Origin of the sequence: Vibrio sp. 10N.222.47.A9, assembly GCF_963872585.1 — a bacterium.
GTDB classification, from domain to species: Bacteria; Pseudomonadota; Gammaproteobacteria; order Enterobacterales; family Vibrionaceae; genus Vibrio; species Vibrio splendidus.
The window spans coordinates 76,391-98,751 of sequence record NZ_CAWNBB010000013.1 but is presented as its reverse complement, the minus strand read 5'-3'; the positions used below and the strand labels follow the sequence as shown (position 1 = coordinate 98,751).

At 46.0% G+C, this 22,361-nt stretch carries 16 protein-coding genes and 1 pseudogene; 11 read left to right on the top strand and 6 right to left on the bottom strand.

What is annotated here, in order from left to right; all coding sequences use genetic code 11:
- Window positions 1–135: 135 nt before the first annotated feature.
- Complete coding sequence (locus tag AACT19_RS02050; RefSeq protein WP_076644949.1) at window positions 136–2,313, top strand: TRAP transporter permease; 2,178 nt, start codon at window positions 136–138, stop codon at window positions 2,311–2,313.
- Between the two features lie 26 nt (window positions 2,314–2,339).
- Window positions 2,340–3,554, top strand: a complete 1,215-nt coding sequence (gene lhgO / locus AACT19_RS02045; RefSeq protein ID WP_076644948.1) for an L-2-hydroxyglutarate oxidase — start codon at window positions 2,340–2,342, stop codon at window positions 3,552–3,554.
- 173 nt (window positions 3,555–3,727) lie between these two features.
- Here the strand turns inward: lhgO and AACT19_RS02040 are convergent, their stop codons facing one another.
- The 5 genes from AACT19_RS02040 to AACT19_RS02020 all read right to left on the bottom strand — a co-directional run bounded on the left by AACT19_RS02040 (window position 3,728) and on the right by AACT19_RS02020 (window position 10,926).
- Window positions 3,728–5,278: a M28 family metallopeptidase gene (locus tag AACT19_RS02040; protein WP_076644947.1), complete on the bottom strand. Its 1,551-nt coding sequence runs from the start codon at window positions 5,276–5,278 to the stop codon at window positions 3,728–3,730.
- Window positions 5,279–5,421: 143 nt separating this feature from the next.
- The gene (locus AACT19_RS02035; RefSeq protein WP_076644946.1) at window positions 5,422–7,806 is read right to left on the bottom strand and encodes a M4 family metallopeptidase; all 2,385 of its coding nucleotides are present in this window, start codon (window positions 7,804–7,806) and stop codon (window positions 5,422–5,424) included.
- A gap of 564 nt (window positions 7,807–8,370) precedes the next feature.
- A complete protein-coding gene (locus AACT19_RS02030; RefSeq protein WP_004732471.1) occupies window positions 8,371–8,646 on the bottom strand; it encodes a hypothetical protein in 276 nt (91 codons plus the stop codon).
- 219 nt (window positions 8,647–8,865) lie between these two features.
- A complete protein-coding gene (locus AACT19_RS02025) occupies window positions 8,866–10,185 on the bottom strand; it encodes a sensor histidine kinase (RefSeq protein WP_076644945.1) in 1,320 nt (439 codons plus the stop codon).
- Window positions 10,186–10,221: 36 nt separating this feature from the next.
- On the bottom strand, window positions 10,222–10,926 hold the full coding sequence (locus AACT19_RS02020) for a response regulator (RefSeq protein WP_026012327.1): 705 nt from the start codon (window positions 10,924–10,926) through the stop codon (window positions 10,222–10,224).
- Between the two features lie 279 nt (window positions 10,927–11,205).
- Here AACT19_RS02020 and AACT19_RS02015 point away from each other — a divergent pair.
- Together AACT19_RS02015 and AACT19_RS02010 are read left to right on the top strand one after the other, a co-directional pair.
- Window positions 11,206–12,158: pseudogene (locus tag AACT19_RS02015) on the top strand (alpha/beta hydrolase).
- 308 nt (window positions 12,159–12,466) lie between these two features.
- Window positions 12,467–13,666 carry a diaminopropionate ammonia-lyase gene (locus tag AACT19_RS02010; RefSeq protein WP_076644944.1) on the top strand — a complete coding sequence of 400 codons (1,200 nt, stop codon included), beginning with the start codon at window positions 12,467–12,469 and terminating at the stop codon, window positions 13,664–13,666.
- A gap of 207 nt (window positions 13,667–13,873) precedes the next feature.
- Here AACT19_RS02010 and AACT19_RS02005 read toward each other — a convergent pair whose 3' ends face one another.
- Window positions 13,874–14,365: an Lrp/AsnC family transcriptional regulator gene (locus AACT19_RS02005; protein ID WP_004732456.1), complete on the bottom strand. Its 492-nt coding sequence runs from the start codon at window positions 14,363–14,365 to the stop codon at window positions 13,874–13,876.
- 311 nt (window positions 14,366–14,676) lie between these two features.
- Between AACT19_RS02005 and AACT19_RS02000 the strand changes: the two genes are divergently transcribed.
- The 7 genes from AACT19_RS02000 (at window position 14,677) to betI (ending at window position 22,258) form a co-directional block, all read left to right on the top strand.
- Entirely contained in the window at window positions 14,677–15,471 is a 795-nt protein-coding gene (locus AACT19_RS02000) for a maleate cis-trans isomerase family protein (protein ID WP_076644943.1), read from the top strand.
- A gap of 101 nt (window positions 15,472–15,572) precedes the next feature.
- Window positions 15,573–16,769 carry a M20 aminoacylase family protein gene (locus AACT19_RS01995; RefSeq protein WP_076644942.1) on the top strand — a complete coding sequence of 399 codons (1,197 nt, stop codon included), beginning with the start codon at window positions 15,573–15,575 and terminating at the stop codon, window positions 16,767–16,769.
- Between the two features lie 218 nt (window positions 16,770–16,987).
- Window positions 16,988–18,031: a TRAP transporter substrate-binding protein gene (locus AACT19_RS01990; RefSeq protein ID WP_076644941.1), complete on the top strand. Its 1,044-nt coding sequence runs from the start codon at window positions 16,988–16,990 to the stop codon at window positions 18,029–18,031.
- Window positions 18,032–18,151: 120 nt separating this feature from the next.
- On the top strand, window positions 18,152–18,694 hold the full coding sequence (locus AACT19_RS01985) for a TRAP transporter small permease (RefSeq protein WP_017078458.1): 543 nt from the start codon (window positions 18,152–18,154) through the stop codon (window positions 18,692–18,694).
- Window positions 18,691–20,034: a TRAP transporter large permease gene (locus AACT19_RS01980; protein ID WP_076644940.1), complete on the top strand. Its 1,344-nt coding sequence runs from the start codon at window positions 18,691–18,693 to the stop codon at window positions 20,032–20,034. Before AACT19_RS01985 ends, AACT19_RS01980 begins: the two co-directional genes overlap by 4 nt.
- A 37-nt stretch (window positions 20,035–20,071) precedes the next feature.
- The gene (locus tag AACT19_RS01975; RefSeq protein WP_076644939.1) at window positions 20,072–21,253 is read left to right on the top strand and encodes a M24 family metallopeptidase; all 1,182 of its coding nucleotides are present in this window, start codon (window positions 20,072–20,074) and stop codon (window positions 21,251–21,253) included.
- A 402-nt stretch (window positions 21,254–21,655) separates the two neighbouring features.
- Window positions 21,656–22,258, top strand: a complete 603-nt coding sequence (betI, locus tag AACT19_RS01970) for a transcriptional regulator BetI (protein ID WP_004732441.1) — start codon at window positions 21,656–21,658, stop codon at window positions 22,256–22,258.
- Window positions 22,259–22,361: the final 103 nt, after the last annotated feature.

The window sequence follows — 22,361 nt, the reverse complement described above, 5'->3', positions numbered from 1 at the left end:
CGAACTACTATTTGCCATCAACTAACCCCTTCGTGACTTAATTGCTTGGTGCGCGTTCGCTCAAAAATGTGTTCGTGCACCTCCTCACTTTATGGATTTTCTCTGCGCGTTTGCTGTGGAGAGCAGGAGTTTTCTATGAGCGATTCGCTGCAGCAGGAACTGAAAAAATTTGAATTACCGACCCGGACGGATTTCCCGTGGGTGGGTAAAGCTATAACAACAATGGGCGTGATTCTCTCTTTATTACACATTTGGTTTAACACCTTATCTACCTTACCGGAACTTTGGGTTTCGGCGACCCATTTTGCTGGCTTCGCGATTATATGCGCGCTTTGGTATCCCGCCCACATTTCACTTAAAAATAGCAAAATCGCCTTAGCCGTTGATATCGGTATTGCCCTCGCTGCTCTGGCTTGTCTTATCTATATTCCGTTTGCGGAAGACGCTCTTTATGAGCGAGGCGTGAAGTTCATCGCCAGTGATTGGTTCTTCTCTATCTTGGCGATTGCCATCGTTATTGAGTTGATTCGCCGCACCATGGGTTGGTTTATTCCGGTGCTTATCTTAGTGTGTTTGAGCTATGTGGTGCTGTGGGGACAATGGACTAGTGGCATCTTCCACTTCCCGGGTCTGAGCCTCGAAACACTGCTTTATCGAAGCTTTTACTCATCAGAAGGGATGTTCGGTTCTATCTCAAGAATCAGCTGGACCTTCGTGTTTATGTTCATCCTATTTGGCGCATTCTTAGTGCGTTCGGGTGTCGGTGATTACATCATTGATGTGTCTCGCGCCGCCGCTGGCAAGGTGATTGGCGGCCCCGGTTTCATTGCCGTGATTGGCTCTGGCTTGATGGGCTCGGTCTCCGGCTCGAGTGTAGCAAATACCGTATCGACGGGCGTAATCAGTATTCCTTTGATGCAAAAGGCGGGCTTCCCTTCGCGTTTCGCAGCGGGTGTTGAAGCGGCTGCGTCTACTGGCGGGCAGCTGATGCCACCTGTGATGGGTGCGGGCGCGTTTATCATGGCGTCTTACACGCAAATTCCTTATGTCGATATTATTGCGGTTTCCTTCGTTCCTGCACTTATCTATTTTTTGTCTGTGGCCTTTTTCGTGCGTATTGAAGCGAAGCGCAGTGGAGTACAAAAGGTGACTTCTGGCTGTGAACCTTTGTTAAAGGTATTGCTGTCGGGTTGGCACAACCTGATCCCACTGGCCGTGTTAGTGACTTTGTTGGTGAAGGGCTTTACGCCGACTTACGCTGCGGGTATCTCGATTCTTTCTGTGGTGGTGGCATCATGGTTTTCTAAAAATCACAAAATGGGTCCAAAAGCGATCATTGAAGCGCTTTCTCAAGGCGCTAAAAACATGGCGACCACGGCGGTGCTGTTGGTGGGCATTGGGTTAGTCGTCAATGTCATCAGTACCACGGGAATTGGTAACACCTTCTCTTTAATGATCAACAGCTGGGCGAATGGCGAGTTGCTAGTGATGATCGCGTTGATCGCGTTGGCGTCTTTGATTCTCGGTATGGGTTTACCGGTAACGGCGGCTTATATTGTGTTGGGCACTCTGTCAGCTCCTGCCTTGTATAAATTGATTGCTGAAAGTCAGCTGCTCGACTTGTTGGTGTCAGGTCAGCTTCCTGAGCAAGCTAAAGCCATCTTCATGTTGGCTGCACCAGGTAAGCTTGATTTGTTGAATGCACCGATGACACTCGAAACAGCCAAAGAGATGATTGCGTTAGTCCCTGCTGATTTTGTGGAAACTCTGCTTGAGCAAAGCTTGGGGTTAGAAGCGATCAGTCTTGCACTGCTTTCGGCTCACTTAATTATTTTCTGGTTGTCGCAAGACAGTAACGTAACACCGCCTGTTTGTTTAACTGCGTTTGCCGCAGCGACTATCGCTAAAACACCACCAATGAGAACCGGTTTAATGGCTTGGAAGATAGCTAAAGGTTTATACCTAGTGCCGTTGTTGATTGCCTACACTAACTTGGTGAGTTGGGATATTACCTCGGTATTGGTCACCGGTGGTTTTGCTATTATTGGCACTTACGCATTTATCGCGGCGATTGAAGGCTATCTAGAGAGCGAAATTAATGTCATTACTCGAGTAGTGTTGGTAGTAATAGGTGCAGCTTTAGTATGGCCTGATGTTTCAGTCGTGATTCGCTTGGTATGTGTCGCCATTTTTGTTGGCATCTTCATCTACAGCGGTCGTAAATACGATGCAAATCAAGTTAAAAAAGAATCAGAAAGTGAGGAACAAAAGTTACCTCAAACTGGGTCTAACACTGTCGCGTCTTCCTTATAATTAAAAGGATTGAATGTAGGAATATTATGAACTCAACATACGACTATATTATCGTTGGTGGTGGCATTGTTGGCGTGTCGACGGCATGGCAATTACAGCAAGCTTACCCTGATAAAAGTATCTTTTTAGTCGAAAAGGAGCGTGGCTTCGCGCAGCACCAAACGGGCCATAACAGTGGTGTGATTCACGCTGGCGTTTACTACGCTCCGGGCAGTTTAAAGGCGGATTTTTGTAAGCGTGGCGTAGAGCGCACCATCGCCTTTTGCAGTCAACACGATATCCCTGTCGAAAACTGTGGCAAGCTGTTGGTCGCGACCAATGAGCAGGAAGTGGAGCGCATGAATGCGCTCTATCAACGTTGTCATGATAACGACATTGATGTCGACCTCTTAGATCAAGCGCAACTGAAACTTGCAGAGCCTAACATCACCGGTTTGGGCGCGATTTATGTCAAAACCACCAGTATCGTGGACTACAAAAAAGTCACCGAAGTGATGGCTCAAGAGTTTGTTGAAGCGGGTGGTAAGCTCAGTCTAGGCACGGAAGTGATTATGGCGGACGAGCAAGAAGATGAGGTGCAGTTAACGTGCAAAGTAGATGGTCAGACTCTACAACTGAACAGTCGATTCTTGATCACTTGTTCTGGTTTGATGGCCGACAGAATGACCAGCATGCTTGGCATTGAAACCGACTTCCAAATCGTCCCTTATCGCGGTGAATACTATCAGTTGGACGCTAAACACAACCAAGTGGTGAATCACCTTATTTATCCGATCCCTGACCCAGAACTGCCTTTCTTGGGCGTGCATTTAACACGCATGATTGATGGCTCCGTAACAGTAGGGCCAAATGCAGTTCAAGGCTGGAAGCGAGAAGGTTATGGCAAGCTTAACTTTAGTTTCAAGGATACTTGGCAGATGCTGAGCTTTGCGGGCTTTTGGAAGGTGACTGCGAATAATCTGAAAACCGGTTTGGTCGAGTTTAAGAACTCGTGGTGGAAACCGGGCTATCTAAAACTAGTGAATAAATATTGCCCGAGCATTACGGTGTCAGATTTCAAACCTTACCCAGCAGGCATTCGTGCCCAAGCGGTTCTCAAAGATGGCACTTTGGTTCATGACTTCCTGTTTGCCGAAAGTCCAAGAAGCTTGCATGTATGTAACGCGCCATCGCCGGCAGCGACATCCGCGATGCCAATTGGTGAGTACATTTGTGGCAAGGTGATGAAAAAAACGTCTTAACTGTTAATTGAACTAATGGCTTGTTTGTTCGAACAGAGCTTTTCATAGCAAGTGAAGAACGTAGACAATAAAAAATCCGCAAGCTCCAATCTATTTATGATCGTGGGCTTGCGGATTTTTAGTTTTAGCCGTGTTTACTCGGTTAAACGTTAGTCAATTAACTAATCTTACAGCTAATCAGGCACGAAGTTAGCGACGATGGTGACATCGTTAAAGTTACGGTAGCCGCGTACCATGATATTGAATTCACCCGCTGGTTTGTTCAATACACATTGCTCGTTGCTGCTGTTCTGGTATGGGCGACAGTCGTAGCTTGCTTTTGATACGGTGCCATTGTGTTTCACATAAAGGTCGGCATCGCCACTACGAGGGCCTGTCATGGTTACGGTTAACTGACCTGCACTTTCCGTCGTAAATGTGAAGAACTGCTCTTCACCATATCCTGCAGTAAGTCCTTCAACAGGCACGCCATTTTGCAGCTCTTTAGGACCTGCAACGGGCGAATCAAGGCTGGTTTCGACAAGGTAAGCAATCGCCAGTTTGGCGAACTTGGTCGCGTGTGTTGCGGTTGGATCGGAATTCTCAAGCGTGTCGTGCTCAGTGTGAATACTTGGGTTGTAGTCATTGAACATGCTCTCGAATGGCATGGCGGCTGGGTAGCCGACATTGTGCCAAGAGGCGTGGTCAGAACAGGCATAGCCACAATCATCGAAACCGTAACTGATGTCACTGGCATAGGTGTCGATCAGCTCGCTTAAGTAGGCGGTTAAGTTACTGTCGGTATAGTCTGTGATGAAGGTGATATCGTGCGCTGAACCGTTGTAGTTGGTCATGTCTAATTGCAGTACCGATACAACGTTTGCTTGCTCATCTCTTAAAGCGTTGGCGACATCTTGTGAGCCGCGTAGCCCTACTTCTTCTGCCGCATAGCCATAGAACTTAATGGTTTTGTCTGGCTGAATGCCACTGGCGATCATCAGGCGAAGCGACTCTGTTACCGTTGCAATACCAGACGCATCATCATCGGCTCCCGGTGAGATGGTGCCTTCGCTTGTCCAAGATCCAACGGTCGAATCAAGGTGTCCACCAACCACGACGATCTCTTCAGGATATTTAGCGCCAAGCAGTGTCACTTCAACGGATTTCTGTGGGTATTCGGCATGCGTGATCTGGCGTGCAGACGCATACGGCACATCCTTAATTTCTGTTTCCCAACGCTCTAAAAGCCAATCTGAAGCAGCGACACCAGTAGAAGTAGTATAAAAACGGTTGGTGAAGTTGGTTAGATTTTCAATGGTCGTGACCATGTTGTTCGGCTCGACCTGAGCGAGTAGGTCGTTCACTGTGTCTTGATGGCTGATCTCCGGCTTTTCGAAGGTGCTCATTGTCAGTGGCATCGCTGCGGCTTTGAGTGCGCTTGCTTTGTCTTCGTGCACCATGTAGCCACCACAACGGTGGGTTTCTTCGTGCATGTGGCTAGATAGTTTCGCCAGCTCTTTCTGGTTGATTTTCGCGACGATGGAATGCTTGTTTCCGGTCACGCTTGGATAAACCGTTGCGCCATGCTGAGTCATTATATGCTGTGCGTCAGCATCGGTGGTGATCCAAACTGCTTCGTTCGCTGGTGGTGTGATACCTAGGGATGCGTAAGCCGAAATACTGGTAGTTAAGGCTAAAGAGCCTCCGAGCACAGCCAAAGCTAGCATGCTTTTTTGAATAGCCATTTGTCGTCCTTTTTATGGTTAGTATGGTTGTGTTGATTGGTGTGAATTTTGTTTAGTGCGTGGATATTTTTGTGTAGATGTTTCATTTTCTAAACAGATAACCGCGAAAAGGGCCCCTTTCGGAGCCCTGAATTTACTATCGATTATTGTGTTTTAATGAAACGGTAGTGCTTGGTTTCTGAACAGATATCGCTTGAGGTACACACTTGGTACTCAACATCTACTGTGCCGTTGTGACGGAACTTATCGACGTATGAGTTGAAGTCTGTAGCACCGACATTCTTGCCATTACGCTTAATCACAAAGTAGTCGTTTGTGTCGTAATCCCATGCCAGCTTAACGCGAGCCTTACCGTTCGGGTTTTTGTTACCAAACTTCAGTTTTAGCGGGAAGCCTTCTGCTGAGTCACCTTCAATCGTGATCGACTTGCTTGTCGATGTTGCAACGCCTGCATCGTCAGTCACGGTTAGAGTCACCACATAGTCGCCAGCTTCAGCGTAGGTATAACGAGTCACTTCACCGGTTTGCGTGTTGCCATCGCCTAGGTTCCATTGGTAAGAAACGATCTGGCCATCGCTGTCCGAACTTGTGCTACGCAGCTCTACTTCTTTGCCTACGACCGTGTGTTCGAAAGAAGAGACTGGCGGTACGTTAGCATTGCCTGATTCGTACGATGCTTTCAGATTTGCACCTGCGTAATCTGAGTAACCCAGAATGTTCACCGTGTAGCGACCGGCCGTTGGGTTTTCAATCACACACACTTCATCGGTTACACTTTCACTCTTACAGATATTCTCTTGAGAGCTTGGCGCATAATCTAGACCGACATACATATCTGGGTCACCAGTAGAGACAGCAAGATCAATTGTTAGCTTGTCTTGGCCTTCTGGTACTTCGATATCGAAGTAAGTTTTTGAGCCGGTTTCACCAGCAACCGCAGCTTCAACACCGTTTTCAAGGCGTTGATATTCCGGTTCTGGCGGCAGTGGTGGCTCGGCACATGGGGTAACACCCACAAGAGCGAACGCAGAAACAACGTCATCGGCATTGTAGCCAAGGTCGGTTGCCGAGTTTTTCACGCCACAAGCACCTTGCCAGAAGTCACTGTTTTCCGACCAGTAAATTTGGTTGGATAGCACGAAAAGCTCGAACGCTTTTTTGGTATCCCAGCCTTGTGTGGTTGCAAGGTGGTAGAAGGCCTTGTTGAACACACCAGAGCTGTAATGCACGTTCAAGCCATCGTAGTATTCAGATGCGTTGTTGATTGAAGAACCATCTCGTGATGGATCGTCCATGTAACGCAGAGCGCCGTCGCCTTTAAAGATATTACGGCCGACCATCCAGTCGTTGGTGCCTTTCATGTAGTATTCTGCAGCTTCACCTGCCATATCAGAGAAAGCTTCGTTCATACCACCGGATTGGTTTGCGTAAACCAAACCTGAGTTTTGCTCAGTGAAACCGTGGCTCACTTCGTGTGCTGACACATCTAGGCTAACAAGTGGATAGAAGAAGCTTTCACCATCGCCAAAGGTCATTGCCTTGCCATCCCAGAATGCGTTCTCGTAGTTATTTCCGTAGTGAACACGCATCATGAGTTTGAAAGAGAGCGGCGCAGTGTCGAACCAGTTCTTATACATGTCGAATACGATGTTACCGAAGTAGTGCGCATCGTTGAGTGGTGAGAATGCGCCGTTGACTTCTTTGTACTCGTTACGAGGACATTCGTAGCTGTAAGTGGTGTCGCCGTCTGTCGCACCATTTAGGTCAACGGTAACGACATTTTCAGACTCCATCACACACTCTGTGCCATTTTCTACCACATCAAGGTAGTGGTAGTCGGTGCCGTATTCGTACATGCCTGTTTTTTCGTTGCCACCGGGGCCTGTACCGATCTGTGCGTGAGCAATACCTTCCCAGCGGTCGATAACTTCGCCGGTGTGCGCGTCTAGCATGGTGAATGGTCGAGTCGGCTGTTCGCTGCCTTCGACAAGATAAGAGATAACGTACACTAGGCGTGTTTTATCTGCACCTTGTGAGCCAATGCCTTGTTTATCAGCTCCTTGCTTAGATGCGCCCTGATAAATAAACAGCTGATGTTGTACGTTGTCTAAAGATTTGCTGGTTAAGCCCTGAACTTTGAGATCTTTACTCGCAAGCTCAACCGCTTGAGAGCTGTTAATCGATGGCTTAACAAAAGATCGCTCTAGGGTCGTCGTTTTAAGGTAGTTGCCTTGAACAGACTTAAGTGCGCCACCTTGTACACTTTGGGTGGCATTTAGGTAATGTCCCCATACTGGTGTTCCCCAGATGTTCTGTTGGATCTTAACTTTGTAGATACCACGCTTTTTGAGGTTAACTTCCTTCACCATCTTAAAGCTAGAGGCGTTACTGACACCTAACTGAGTATTCAACCCAGAAAAGCTAGTAAAGTTGATCGGTTGATCGATGTTAACGGATTCACTTGCATGTACTGATAAAGACATAGCACTGGCTATAGCAACGGCAACTAAACGCTTTTTCATTTTCATTGTTATTTTCTCTTTCCATGTAAAATCCATGAAAACGTAACAAAATTATCACAACGAATTTACATCATTCGATCTGATTAATTAGTAGCATGGCAATGATCTCTTTTATTCATGAAACTTATATTTCTCGTATTTACAGATAGTTATCGTTTCTGTTTATTTTTGAACGCACTCATAGATTTTATTTATAAAATCATGACAATTTTATTAGGTGTTGTTTTTTACTGGAAATTAAGATTTTTGGGTAAATTGATCTGTGCCTCAATTAGCGGGCTCTGGGTTGATAGAAGGATCAACGATTTGGAAGTGTCAGTTTGAGCGAAAGACGATTAATCGAATTTAAAGGCAATTTTGATAAGAAATTGACGATTTTGGGGATTATTTTCTGAATTGTTAGTTACAAGAGAGTTAGCCAAATGGGGCTTTATTTGGCACAGAGCACAAAAACGGCTGGATGGTAAAAGCCAGCGACGGGTCACTGGCTTAGATTAACTTAGTTTGTGCAGGCTACTGATTAAAGGTACGTAACTAATACACTTAGCTATGGTTTGCGACTAAAGCGAATTACTGCTTTTTACCGCCAACTTGAACATATTCAATACCAATAATACGGTTGATAACACCCAAAACAGAGGTCGTATCAGAATTTGTTGATGTAACGGTATCGACGGTTGCGCCTTCAGGAACCAATTCCATTGCACGATCTTGAGTGTTGCCCGGAACTTGGAAGCCTACAATGTTGAAGCTCTCAGCGTGCGCTGTGTAAACTTCTTCATTGTGGTTAATACCTGAACAACCTGCTAGAGAAACAATGCCTAAAACAACTAATAACTTTTTCATAAAAATACCTTAAGAATGATTGGAATTTAGATAGTAAGCCTATGGCTTGAACTGCTAGCAAAGCGCGAGTTAACGAGTAACGGGTTGCTTTGCTACTACTCAGCAGTGCTGTGATGACAAGCCATAAACGACAGTGTCATGATTATCTAGACTCATAAGTTCATTGGGAGACAGCATCTCCCGACCGATGTTGAACATTATTCCAGAGGTGTTTTGTAGTTACTGTATGGGTTTGTCAGTTGAATCATTACACAGCTGAATGGTAATGGTGAATACCGCACCCTTTAAGGCTTGGCTCTGACCTACCTCCACGCTAGCGCCGTGTTGAGCACAGATCTTCTCGACGATAGACAGCCCTAAACCATGGCCGCTCTTGGCTTTGTTACGCGCTTTGTCGCCAACGTAAAAGGGTTCGAACAGGCGGGCTTGATGTTCTTGAGCCACACCATCACCATCATCGTGTACCGCAATCTGTAGCTGATCTTGATGCACGGTCGCTGCAATCGACACTTGCGAGCGTGCGAATTTCATTGCGTTACGCACTAGGTTATCTAGTGCTCGATTAAGTAGCGTTTCATCCGCCATTATTGAGCTAGGTTGCTCTGGTAGCGATAGGTTGATGTTGAGCTGAGTGTCTTTGTTCCAACGCGCCAATGCGTGGTCGAGAAAATCTCGAATCTCTAATGGTTTTTGTAAGTTTTCTAGGTCAGTGCTATCAAGTTTGGCGTAATACAATAGCTCATCAACCATTTTTTCCATTTCTTCTGTGTCTTCGACAATACTCTCAATCGTTCTCTCTTGATCGTCGTTAAGCTGGGTGTCTTTGAGCATTTCAGCTTGCCATTGAATACGGAATATTGGCGTGCGCAGTTCATGGGCGACCGCGTTGGTGAGTGAACGATTACTTTCGATTAAGCGGTGAATTCGGTCGGCCATTAGGTTGAAGGATTTGTTCAGTGACCCAATCGCAATGCCGCTTGAAGTCTCGGCTCGCGAGGAGAGATCCCCTTCAGCAAAACGCAGAGTGGCAGATTCAAGTTTTTTAACTCGGCGGAAGATGATTAACAGGTGGCATAAGCCGTACAAGATAAAGCTTGCTAAAAAGAACAACCAAATGAGGTCATCCTCTAGCTCTATCTTTTGCCTAACGAACGCTTCACTGTTGGGTAGGTAGTGATAGGTATCGTCACTGCTGGCTAATCGAAACCATAGGTCACGTTCATCATCGTGAAAGATAAAGGTATTTGGGTTGGTACTGAAAAATTCTGAAACTGGGCCTGGTATTTCATCTTCTGGGCTGAATGTGACCAGCTTATTTCGTGTGGTTTCTACAAACTGGTTTATCGCTTGATGAGCGGCTTCAAGACCTTGATTCTTAGCGATGTTTTCTATCAGTTGCTGGTGGGCCGTCGCTTCGTAATCTTGCAGTACATATTCGTAGTCGGTGTTGAGCTGATAGACACAGATCTCGTAGGCGACAAGGCCGGTCATAAAGCAAACTAATAGCCCTAACAAGGACTCCAAATAGATACGTCGCATAATTGATCTCTTTCATTACGCTCGTATTGAGCGAGGTTAGTGCCAGGCGGTTGAAACAAACAAATAGCCTTTACCGCGAATGGTCTGAATTTTCTCTGCTGGTGCGTGATCGTCGCCAAGAATCTTTCTTAGGCGCACCACTTTGTTATCAATGGTTCGATCAATCCCGTCGTACTCAATCCCGCGCAGTGTTTGCGTCAAATAGTCACGTGATAATGGCGTATCAGGGTTACTCGCTAATAACCAAAGTAGGTCAAATTCACTGTCAGTGAGTGATAAAACGGCACCTGAAAGTTCACACTTCTTATAGGTATTTTTCAGAACCAGTTGATCGAACTGAAGGTTGTCTGAGTCATCGACTGAAGTGGTATTAGCGTCTTGACGGCGTAATAACGAGCGAACTCTGGCCAGCAGAACTCTTGGTTTGATTGGCTTGGTGACATAGTCATCAGCCCCTGTCTCTAAACCAGCGACGTGATCAAAGTCGTCATCGCTAGCGGTGAGCATCAAGATTTTACCTTTATAGTGTGTACGCGTCTGTCGGCAGATTGTCAGTCCATCGGTTACAGGGAGCATTAAATCCAACAACACGATGTCAGGTTGTTCGGCAAGGATAGTTTTCGCAGCATCACTACCGTCATCTAGCGTGGTGACATCAAAATCCTGCGTGACAAAGTAGTCCTGCAGCATTTTCTGAAGTTTTAAATCGTCTTCCACGATGATCATTTTAGGTTTTGTCATTCCATTATCAGCCTTGTCGTGCGTTTCAATCATTGAGATTACGTGAGGGAGCCTTATCTAGTGGTTAGCTATTGTGGCATCTCCAATTTGCATGCTTTACGTAAAATACCTGACATGAATGATTAAACACTTTCCACGCCAGTTCAATGATGATTTTACATTAATGGGAGAATAAAAAACAATGTTCAAAAAGCCAATACATACTCTTACATTCGCACGACAGATAGATTAATCATTTATTAATAGAATTACCCCATCAAACATTTGGGGAATAATTGTATGAACGACTATCGAAATGCATTACTGGCATTACCTTTGGTTCTATTAGCGGGCTGTAATTCAAGCTCTAACTCAAGCAAAGCGGCGACTAAAGCGCAAGTCAAACCTAAGGCAGATTACGTGTTTTCATCAGCTAAGCTTGGCGAGTTGTATCGAGAGCGACAAGAGGTCCAAGAGTCAATGGAGCTGACTTACGATGGTGTGCAGTATGAAACTATTCTGTTTGCGGAAGACATTAGTGATAAGCAAAAAGTGTGAGGCTTGCGGATAGTTTAGGTCAAAGCGTTGACCTGTATTTTCCTGATGCAGGGTTTGATAGCTGTGGTATCTACACAGAGAGCAAGGGTTTGGACGTGTTTGATTGCAGCTCCGCGTTACGCTCTGTTTCTAATGAGACCACGTTAATCCAAACAACAGCGAACAGTGCAAAAGCCGTTAAGCTTGAATACCACAATGAGTTGTCGCAACACATGACTAGTCTTGGTTCGACGATTTTGAACAACACTAAAAGTGGGAACAAGGTAACGATAACCACCTCGTTTGCCTTCAACGCTTTTTACCGAGATGTGCTTAAAGAGACTGGCGCTGTTGAGCGCATTAATTCGACTCTGGGTGCATCAACCTATTCTCAGCTTTTTGATATCGTAAAGTTATACCGAGGCAGTGAGATGACATTGAAGTTCACTAACCATATCGGTGGCAGTGCCGACGACGATATCAATATGTACACCGGGCGCATGATTAAGAACAACAATATGACGACAATCGTGACTCCAACGGGTTCGGTTTTCTCGGGTGGTACGGATCTATTTGCTGCTGGTAATCCACGTATCTTACAGCGCTCTAACACCAAGCAGGCCATTGAATTAAACAAACAAATCGGCGTGCACAGTTGGGGGACGGGCGATAAGACCGATTCAGATAAATACGGCTTCATCACTCGAATTGAGTAGCTTAAGCTCGGATTCAAATTAGAAACGACTTGAAAGGGTTGGTGATGAAGTTGTTGTCACCAACCTTTTGAGCATCTGTTGTTTAGTGCACTGGCTTGTTGAGTCGTCGAGTAACGATGTTCGTTGGTGAATAAATTCTTCATTTAACACTCATGTAACAATTAATTCCCGCAGATCGTGTGATAAGAATGTGTAATCACGGCACTTTTTTATCGATAGAATTTATTATCCGCAGCCTTACTGGCCGTTAGGTTTCTATAATCTAACGATGTAAGGAGCATGTGAATGACTAATAAGGACGATCATTTATGCAGTTACTGGCAGGCACTCTGACACACTACGCTAACCCTCAAGCACGCCCTGAATTGGAATACTCGAGTGAGCAGCGTGACATTTTAAGTGTCGCGAACTCACAACAGGCGATTAAAGATATTTCTCAATGGCCAGGCTACTCTGTTACTCCTTTGCATGAGCTGAATGCTATCTCTGCTGAGATCGGCGTAAACAAGTTTTGGTACAAAGATGAATCGCAGCGTTTTGGTCTAAAAAGTTTTAAAGCACTGGGCGGCGCGTATGCTGTTGCTCGTCAGCTTCAGATTGAAATCGCCAATCGCTATGGTAAGAATCCGACCATCAGTGAGTTGCTCAACGGGGAATGGAAATCAGAAGTTGCTGAAATCGTTGTCAGCTGTGCAACTGACGGAAACCATGGTCGCTCCGTCGCATGGGGCGCACAAATGTTTGGTTGTGGTTGTGTTATCTACATTCACCGTGACGTCTCGGAAGGCCGCAAGCAAGCGATGGAAGCGTTCGGTGCAGAAGTAGTACGCATTACTGGTAACTACGATGAATCCGTTCGTTTGGCCGACTCAGAAGCTAAAGCGCAAAATCGCGTGATTGTTTCGGACACCTCTTACGAAGGCTACATGGAAATCCCTAAAGACGTTGCTTTAGGCTACACCGTTATGTTGGCTGAAATTGTCGAGCAATTGGATGGCGAGATTCCAACCCATGTCTTTGTGCAAGGGGGAGTGGGTGGTTTGGCATCCGCTGTCTGTGGTTACTTCTGGGATTTGTGGGGCGTCGATCGTCCACGTTTTGTAATCGTAGAACCTGAACAGGCTAACTGCTTACAGAAGAGTGCTCAAGCGGGTAAACCGATTGTGGTTACGGGCGACTTAGAGACGCTGATGGCCGGTTTGGCATGTGGTGAAGTTTCAAGCTTAGCGTGGACGATTCTACAAAATGGCGCTGATGACTTTATGACGTTGAGTGAAGAGGCCATTCCGCAAGCGATGCGCATGTTGGCAAGTGGTGAACAAACGGAAGTAGCGATAGAGGGCGGGGAATCTGCCGTTCCTGGATTTGCTGCGGCGATCATCGCTAAGCAAGATCCGAACTTCGCTGAAAAATTGAATTTGACTCAAGACAGTCGAGTGTTGGTTATTGGTACTGAAGGAGCAACCGACCCCGATCTCTACCAACAGATCATCGACAATAAAATCTAATAGCTAAAAGTACATAGCTAGCAGCTAGCAGTTAACAGTAAATAGCTAATAGCTAATAGCTAATCGCGAACAACGAATAATAAAGTAAGCCCCAAGGTTGGCGGTATGTAAGGTTTCTTCATACCGTCTTTTTTTCCTCTCTTTTTTGACTTCATTTCACGACACGCCTTGCTTTCTAATTGCACTGGTCATCAATCGATCTGGTCATCAATCGCGCTGCTCATCAATTGGAATCGTCAGCCCCACCTTGACGTTATCCATCACCACATTGGTTTGAAAGCTCTTGATATTGGCATTGTCGAAGAAGGCTTCACGAGTAAAGTTGTCGTAACCCTCCATATCCGCTGCTGTGACAATCATGATGAAATCTGAACTACCGGTCACGTAATAGCATTGCTGTACTGAGCGGTTCGAACTCATCTCTTTTTTGAAATTGTGCATTAAATCCACACGCTCACGCTCTAGCGTTACCTGAACGATAAACGTCATTCCATGGCCGACTGCTTTTGGGTTGATAACAGAGACATCAGCTTGAATGACACCTTGCGCTCTCATGCGTTTTAAACGGCGCTGAACAGCAGCTGGAGAGAGTCCGACCTTTTCTGCAATCTTGTCAGAGGTAGCTCTGTTTGAGTCTTGTACGATGTTGAGGATCTTCTTGTCGAAACTGTCGACCACCAATGCAGGTTGCTGTGTCATACCCATACTTCCCAATATCTGTTTGTAAATTAATTGTTTCTTTTGAACCAGTGTGTGATCGAGTTAAAGGTATTTAGCCTTAACATTTAGACCTCAATGAGCGAGAACAAAAAACCACTATAACGCAGAAAAAAATGCGGAATTTCTGCACAACAAGGTAATCATTTAATGATAATCCTTAAAGTTATCGGTGCATTATTAATCTTGTGAACGAAATGTAAAGATCAAATCGACAGAGTTTGAAAATTATATGAAACATGTTGTTAACATCCTTTGGGCGATGTTAACTCTCGCTCAAGGAGTTGGAAAGTATGAAATCTGCAACCGCTACTTTACAGTTTGAATTAGAAAAATTGGCACCAGCAGGACGCGTCGGTGTGATTGCGTTAGCGACAGATTTCAATATTGAGCGTGATTTAAACGCGCTGTATCCAAACGATGTGCAATCGTTCACCAGCCGCCTAAGAAACTACAACCCGTTGACGATAGAGAACCTGCGTAGAATGGAGCCGGGAATCGCTGCTTGTGCCGATACCATCCTACCGGGTACTGAATTGGATGTGGTGATCTACGCTTGTACCTCTGGCACTGTGGCGATTGGCAGCGAGCGCATTACGCAGCTCATTCATCAGTCTCGCCCAAACGCTGCGGTAACGAATCCGGTGACCGCTGCCTTAGCGGCTTTCGACAGCTTTAAAACGAAGCATATCTCGATATTAACGCCTTATACCGAAGCCGTGAATCAAGACGTGGCTGCATTTTTTGAGTCGCAAGGCATTGAAGTGTTGAGCATCGCAGGCTTTGGTTTTGAAGATGACACCGCAATGACGTTCATTTCTCCAATGGACATCAAACAAGCCGCGATACAAGTCTGTGACCCTGAAGCGGATCTTCTGTTTATCTCTTGCACTGCGTTGCGAGCAGCATCCGTTATTGAATCCATTGAAGCGGAATTAGATAAGCCCGTTGTCAGTAGCAATCAGGTGTTGGCTTGGCACTCGCTTCAGTTGATGAACTACCCCATACCCATTAAAGGGTTTGGTGCGCTGCTAGAGCACCATCTCCAACCATCCTCAGATAATTGCCGAAGGTCGCAGTCGTTGTAACGACCTTTGATTAAAGCTGCTCGCTTTGCGTTTAACTTCAGCAGCCAAGCTAACTCTACATTTAACGTTAATACAAAGAATTACACTTTGGGATCACTACTATGCCGTCTACTTTCTCGATCAAACCAGACCAACTGTCTTCGCAGCTTATTCAAAGCATGACGGAGTGGCGTCAACACTTACACCGTTTCCCTGAGTGTGGCTTTGACGTCAACCTCACCTCTGATTTCATCGCCAGTAAGCTTGAGAGCTTTGGCATCGAAGTGGTGCGTAACATCGGTAAAACAGGATTAGTAGGGATACTTCGTTCAGGATCGAGTGAAGCGAGTATTGGCCTAAGAGCTGACATGGATGCGCTACATATTCATGAACAAAACAGCTTTGCGCATTGCTCACAACACGACGGAAAGATGCACGCCTGTGGTCACGATGGACACTCCGCAATGTTGCTCGGCGCTGCAAGCTATTTGGCCGAGAACCTAACCTTCGATGGTACGGTATATTTCATTTTTCAACCCGATGAAGAGCACGGATGTGGCGCGCAAGCGATGATTGATGATGGCTTGTTTGAACGATTTTCGATTGATGAAGTGTATGGCGTGCATAACTTTCCCGGCTTAGCGGAAGGTGAGTTGATGGTTCGCCCCGGCTCATTAATGGCCAGTGAGAGTAGCTTTGAGATCACCATCAATGGTGTGGGTGGACATGCTGCTCTGCCGCATCAAGGGGTCGATCCTCTCGTTGTTGGCTCGCAAGTCATTCTTGGTCTGCAAACCATCGTGTCTCGTAATTTGAGTGCGATTCACGACACGGCTGTAGTCTCTGCCACCGAATTTATTACCGATGGCACGGTTAACGTCATCCCAACTCAAGTGGTCATTAAAGGCGATTGTCGCTGCTTCACTGAATCTTCTCTCGATCGAATCAAGCAAAGCATGGAGCGAATCGTGGCGGGCATTTGTCAGGCAGCAGGCGCGACTTACGACTTCGAGTTTATCAATACCTTCTACCCAACCATCAACAGCGAGCAACAAACCCAATATTCGGTTGCCGCCGCGCAGAAGGTGCTTGGTGTAGAGAGCGTTAATGAGGCCTGTGACCCACTGACAATTTCGGAAGATTTCTCAAGCATGTTACGCGTTAAACCGGGCTGTTATGTGCTGTTGGGTAATGGCACGGAATCGGTCGGTGGCTGCGCACTGCATAACCCGAAATACGACTTTAACGACGGAATCTTAAAGCTCGGTGCGAGTTACTGGATTCAGTTGGTGAACGATCGTTTAGCAAGACCAATTTAGAAATGCTTATTTAGAAACAATGAATTAGAAGTAGATCAATTAGAAGTAACTACCTAATTAGAAGTAACAAGTAAAGAAACAGATTCAGCAGTGACGTATTTGGCACTGCAAGATGGCTGACTTTAAACGGAGTTTATTGTCGACACAGCCAAAACTGAAGCGCGTGAAGTGACCAAGGTCATCAGCGTGTAATTAGGATAATAAAAAGGAAAGATAGGATGAAACGATTAGGCGTAGCACTGCTAAGTTTGAGCATGGTTTTTGGCGTTCATGCCGAAACATGGAAGTTTGCTTCAGAAGAGGACAAAACAGACGTTCAAGACATCTATGCGCAAAAATTTGCGGAAGTGATTAAGAAGGAATCTGATGGCGACATCCGTGTTCGCATCTATTACTACGGTCAACTGGGTACAGAAAACGACATCGTAGAGCTGGCTGCTAAGGGTACGATTCAATTTGTGTCGGTAGGCGCGGGTCACTTAGGGTCTTACGTACCTGAAGTTCAAGCGGTGAGCTTGCCGTATGTACTGGGCACCAACGAAGCGATCACGCATAAGGTCTTAACGGAAAGTCCAACTATCTACAACAAGCTGGCACCTAAGTTTGAGAGCGTAAACTTAAAGCTGTTGTCGATGATGTCTGAAGGTGAAATGGTTTGGGGCGGCAATAAACCTATCCGTACACCTGAAGATTTTGCGAACCAGAAAATCCGTACTTTCACTTCAACCATTCCTGTTGAAACCTACAAAGCGTTTGGTGCAACACCTACTCCTCTTTCTTGGGGTGAAGTGTACGGTTCACTGCAACTTAAGACCATCGATAGCATGGTTAACCCGATCTACTTCATCTACAACGCGAAGTGGCATGAGGTTCAAGACTACCTAATGTTCCCAGGTCAGCAACCATATGTAAGTACGGTTTCGACCAACAGCAAGTGGTACAACGGCCTGTCGAAAGAGAAGCAAGCGATGGTCGACAAAGCGATCACAGCGGCTGATGAAGCAGCGTATGACTATCAGGTACGCATCAACAAAGAGAACATGGACAAGATCTTAAAAGAGCGTCCAGACATGCAAGTGGTTGTGTTAACTGAGGAAGAGCGTGAACGCTTCAAGGTCCTCAGTCAAAAGCTGCACACGACTTACTATGACGTGGTAGCAAATGCCTACCCTGCCGGTGAGCAAAGTGAAGCGCGTGAGGGTGCGAAAACCATTCTCGAAGAAATCCTAGATGAAGTGAAGGCTGCTTCAGCGACGCAATAGAAAGCGTTGTCAGGATGAATGCTATCCGCTGTTTATTGGCAGCGGTTAGCTTATCCCCACCTTCTCCAAATTGTGGCAATGGACCCCTGTCACTGAACGAAGTATGGAGCACTGCCTGTTATGAAAGAACTGCTACATAAAATAAGCGTCGCGACAGAAAAGCTAGAACGCTTTTTGATCACAACCGCTATTCTCGCGATGATGATCAACTCCACCGCCAATGCGATTGGGCGATATGCCTTCAATAAAAGCCTGTTCTTCTCAGAAGAGCTTAATCAATTCCTTATTGTGTCAGTGACCTTTATTGGCTTCGCCTATGCCGTCCGCCAAGGTCGAAATATCCGCATGACTGCGGTGTACGATTCACTGAGTTTCAAAGCCCAGAAGGTGCTCACCACCGTGATTGCATTGTTGACTGGGATGTTGATGTTTTACCTCGCTTATCACGCCTTCCTGTATGTCCAAGAGTTGAAGTCAATCAACCGACTTAGCCCAGCGCTGCAGTTTCCGGTGTATTGGGTCTACTCCATTATTCCAATCGGCTTTGCCATAGCAGGGCTGCAATACAGCATGAGTTTTTTGATGAACTTGCTGCATAAAGAGATTTATGTGTCATTTGACGTGATTGAAAACAGAAACACAAAAATAGGTGAGTTCGAATGAGTGATATTGCACAGTTTTTCTCGGACATTATTGCCGGCGAACTCGATATTTATGTCATCACTTTTACTTTGGTCTCTGTGATGGTGATTTTGCTGTTTTTGAGCTTCCCGATGATTGTACCGTTAGCGGTTGGGGCCTTAATTGGCTTGATTCATTTCTCTCAGGTTGAGCCGGGAGTGCTGATTCAACAGATGGTCACGGGCATCTCACCGAACGCATTGATTGCGGTGCCGATGTTTATCTTGGCTGCCGATATTATGACACGCGGCCACACTGCCTATAACTTACTTGGCCTGATTCAAGCGTTTGTTGGACATCTGCGTGGCGGGCTGCCGATTACCACCTGCATTAGTTGTACTTTATTTGGTTCTGTTTCTGGCTCGACTCAGGCGACCGTGGTGTCGGTTGGCCAAATCATGCGCCCGAAGTTGCTGCAAGCAGGGTACAAAGACAGCTTTGTGATGGCGCTGATCATCAATGCCAGTGACATCGCGTTTCTTATTCCGCCAAGTATTGGTTTGATTCTTTACGGCACCTTAGCCAACGCCAGCGTGGGCGAATTGTTCATTGCTGGCATTGGCCCAGGTTTAGTGCTCGCGAGCTTGTTCTCGTTATACAGCTATGCCTACAGCGTCAAACACAGCGATACCATCACTTTGGTTGAAAAAGCCAACACAGCAGAACGCATTGAAGCGATCAAGAAAGCGATTCTTCCTCTCGGTTTCCCTGCTTTAATTATCGGCGGTATCTACTCTGGGGTCGTGACGCCAACAGAAGCCGCTTCGTTTGCGGTGCTGTATGCGATCATCGTTGAGTGCATTTTCTATCGCAAACTTGGCGTTAAAGACATCTGCGATGCGGCGTTAAATACTGGCTTGATTACCGCAGTTGTATTTGTGCTGGTGGGTGTTGGTCAGGCTTTTTCTTGGTACATCTCTTTCGAACAAATCCCTCAAGAACTGTTAGCACCTTTGGACTTAGAGAGTGCCTCTCCAGAGTACATCTTGTTTGTCATCGCACTGACTTTCTTTGTCGGCTGTATGTTTGTGGATTCGTTAGTGGTCTTGCTGATCTTGACGCCGATTTTCATGCCGATTGTTGATGCAGCAAGCATCGACCCGATATTGGTGGGTGTGATGGTGACATTACAAATGGCCATTGGCTCAGCGACGCCACCTTTTGGTTGCGACATCTTTACTGCTATCGCCATCTTTGAAAAGCCTTATATGGAAGTGATTCGCGGGACGCTGCCGTTCTTCCTGATCTTAGTGTTGATGTCTGCGTTGCTGATTTTCTTCCCAAGTATCGCTCTGTTACCAAGAGACATCTTATTCAATTAATCCGTCGAGTTACCCTTATTCAATCAAGGATAGAGATATGAGTATATTGCCATTAACACCTCCGCAGAGAGGGTTTGAATCAGCAGAACTAGAGCAACGTACTGTCGAGTTGCAACAACGTCTTCGCGCTAAAAACATCGATGCTGCGTTTTTTACGACCGAACCAGAATTTCGGTATTTCAGTGGCTTCAAATCGCAGTTTTGGGAAAGCCCAACGCGTCCGTGGTTTTTGGTGGTGCCAGCGGTTGGTAAGCCCATAGCGGTAGTACCAGAGATCGGTGTGGCTGGTTTCGACGATACATGGATTGAAGATGTGCGCAGTTGGCCGTCGCCAAGGCCAGAAGATGACGGCATCTCTTTGTTAGCTTCTACTTTATCTGAAGTCTCCAAGGGTTCTCGCAGAATCGGTTCGATGATTGGCCCGGAAACACATTTGCGTATGCCTGCCACTAACTATGCGTTGTTACAGCAGAAGCTGAGCCAACACCGTGTGGTTGATGTGTCACTGATGGTTCGCGACCTTCGCAGTGTTAAGTCTCAAGCGGAGATCGATAAAGTACGCTTCGCTTGCCAAGTCACGGCGGCGGGCTTTGAGTATCTTCGTCATCATCTTGCGATAGGGATGACAGAACGACAGGCGTGTAAAGCAATGCATTTGGAGATGCTACGTTTAGGTGCCGATGCGTGTCCTTACTTGATCTCGGCATCCGGCCAAGGTGGCTATGACAATATTATCATGGGGCCAACGGATCGTGTGCTCTCTGAAGGAGATGTACTGATCATCGATACGGGGGCTAACTTTGATGGCTATTTCAGTGATTTTGACCGGAATTATGCGTTTGGGCATGCGCAGCCAGATACGATAGCGGCTTATGACGCCGTTTATCAATCGACAGAAGCGGGGCTCGCGATGGCAGAGCCGGGACGAACAACCGGAGACGTGTGGCAAGCCATGTGGTCGGTGCTCGAAAAGAACGGCGCGCTTGGCAACGATGTGGGTCGTATGGGGCATGGATTAGGCATGCAGCTAACAGAGTGGCCATCACATGTACCAAATGGTGACGTGATATTAAAACCCGGCATGGTGTTAACGTTAGAGCCTGGTATGGCGTTTGCGAAAAACCGCATGATGGTACACGAGGAAAACATCGTCATCACCGAATCTGGCTGCGAAATGCTGCATCAAAGATCTTGGCAGTCGATGCCGATTATTGGCTAATTGCGCTTAGAATCTAGTCATAATGTTGAATCCTGGTAGAGGAGGGCGTTCAAGCACTTTGTTGGACGCTCGGTTTTCTTTTTCACTTCGCTATACCTCGTCATCTTTTACACCCAAAGACCTCTAATTGCCGAATTTCTCTTTGTTTCAAGAATCTCTCTTTCTGTTCAAATATTGTCCTTGTTGAGCAAAAACATTTGACCAATAACTATCACACCTCAAATCTTTAATTGTTTTCGTTAGTGCTCTAAATGATATTTAATTTATTGTTTTATAATGATTTTTGTTGATTTGAATGCTGTGTTGTTACGAGTTTGTTTTAAATAATCATTTGAACCCTAACTAAATTTCTGTCATTTTATATTTAACTGAACGTTCAATATAAAATAAAAGGACTAAGAAATGCCGAAGGTTGGGATGCCTGATATACGTAAACCACAGCTTGTTCAAGCCACCATGACGGTGATTGATCGAGTGGGTTTGCATGCCGCGAGTATTGCGTTGATCAGCAAAGAAGCGGGAGTCTCCACTGGCATTATTAATCACTATTTTGGTGGAAAGCATGGGCTGCTCGAAGAGACCATGCGTGAAATCCTTCGCCAACTTTCCAATACCATCACCACGTCACTAAAAGCACTTCCTGTTGATGCTCACCAACAGAGAATTAACGCGATCATCGATGGTAACTTCGAAGGTTACCAAGCAGAAAATAAGGTCGCGAAGGCGTGGTTGGCATTTTGGTCATATTCAATGCATGACGAGCAGCTTAAAAGACTGCAACGTGTGAATGAAAAACGTTTGATTTCACACTTACGTCTTGAGTTGAAAGGTATTTTGAATCACGAACAAGCGGATCTCGTTGCTCACGGGATTGCGTCTCTGATTGATGGTTTGTGGCTGAGAGGCACACTAAACCCAGATGGTATCGATGCTCAAAAGGCGCGTGCCATCATCAATGACTATCTAGATAAGCAACTTACGTTCTACTCGTGTCATAGCAAATAGATCGCAGTGGTAGCGTTAGACCTTGAGCTAGACCTAGAGCAAGAGCTAGAACGACCACTATTCGCACCCAATACTCACATATAGACCAGTAGAGTCTAATAAC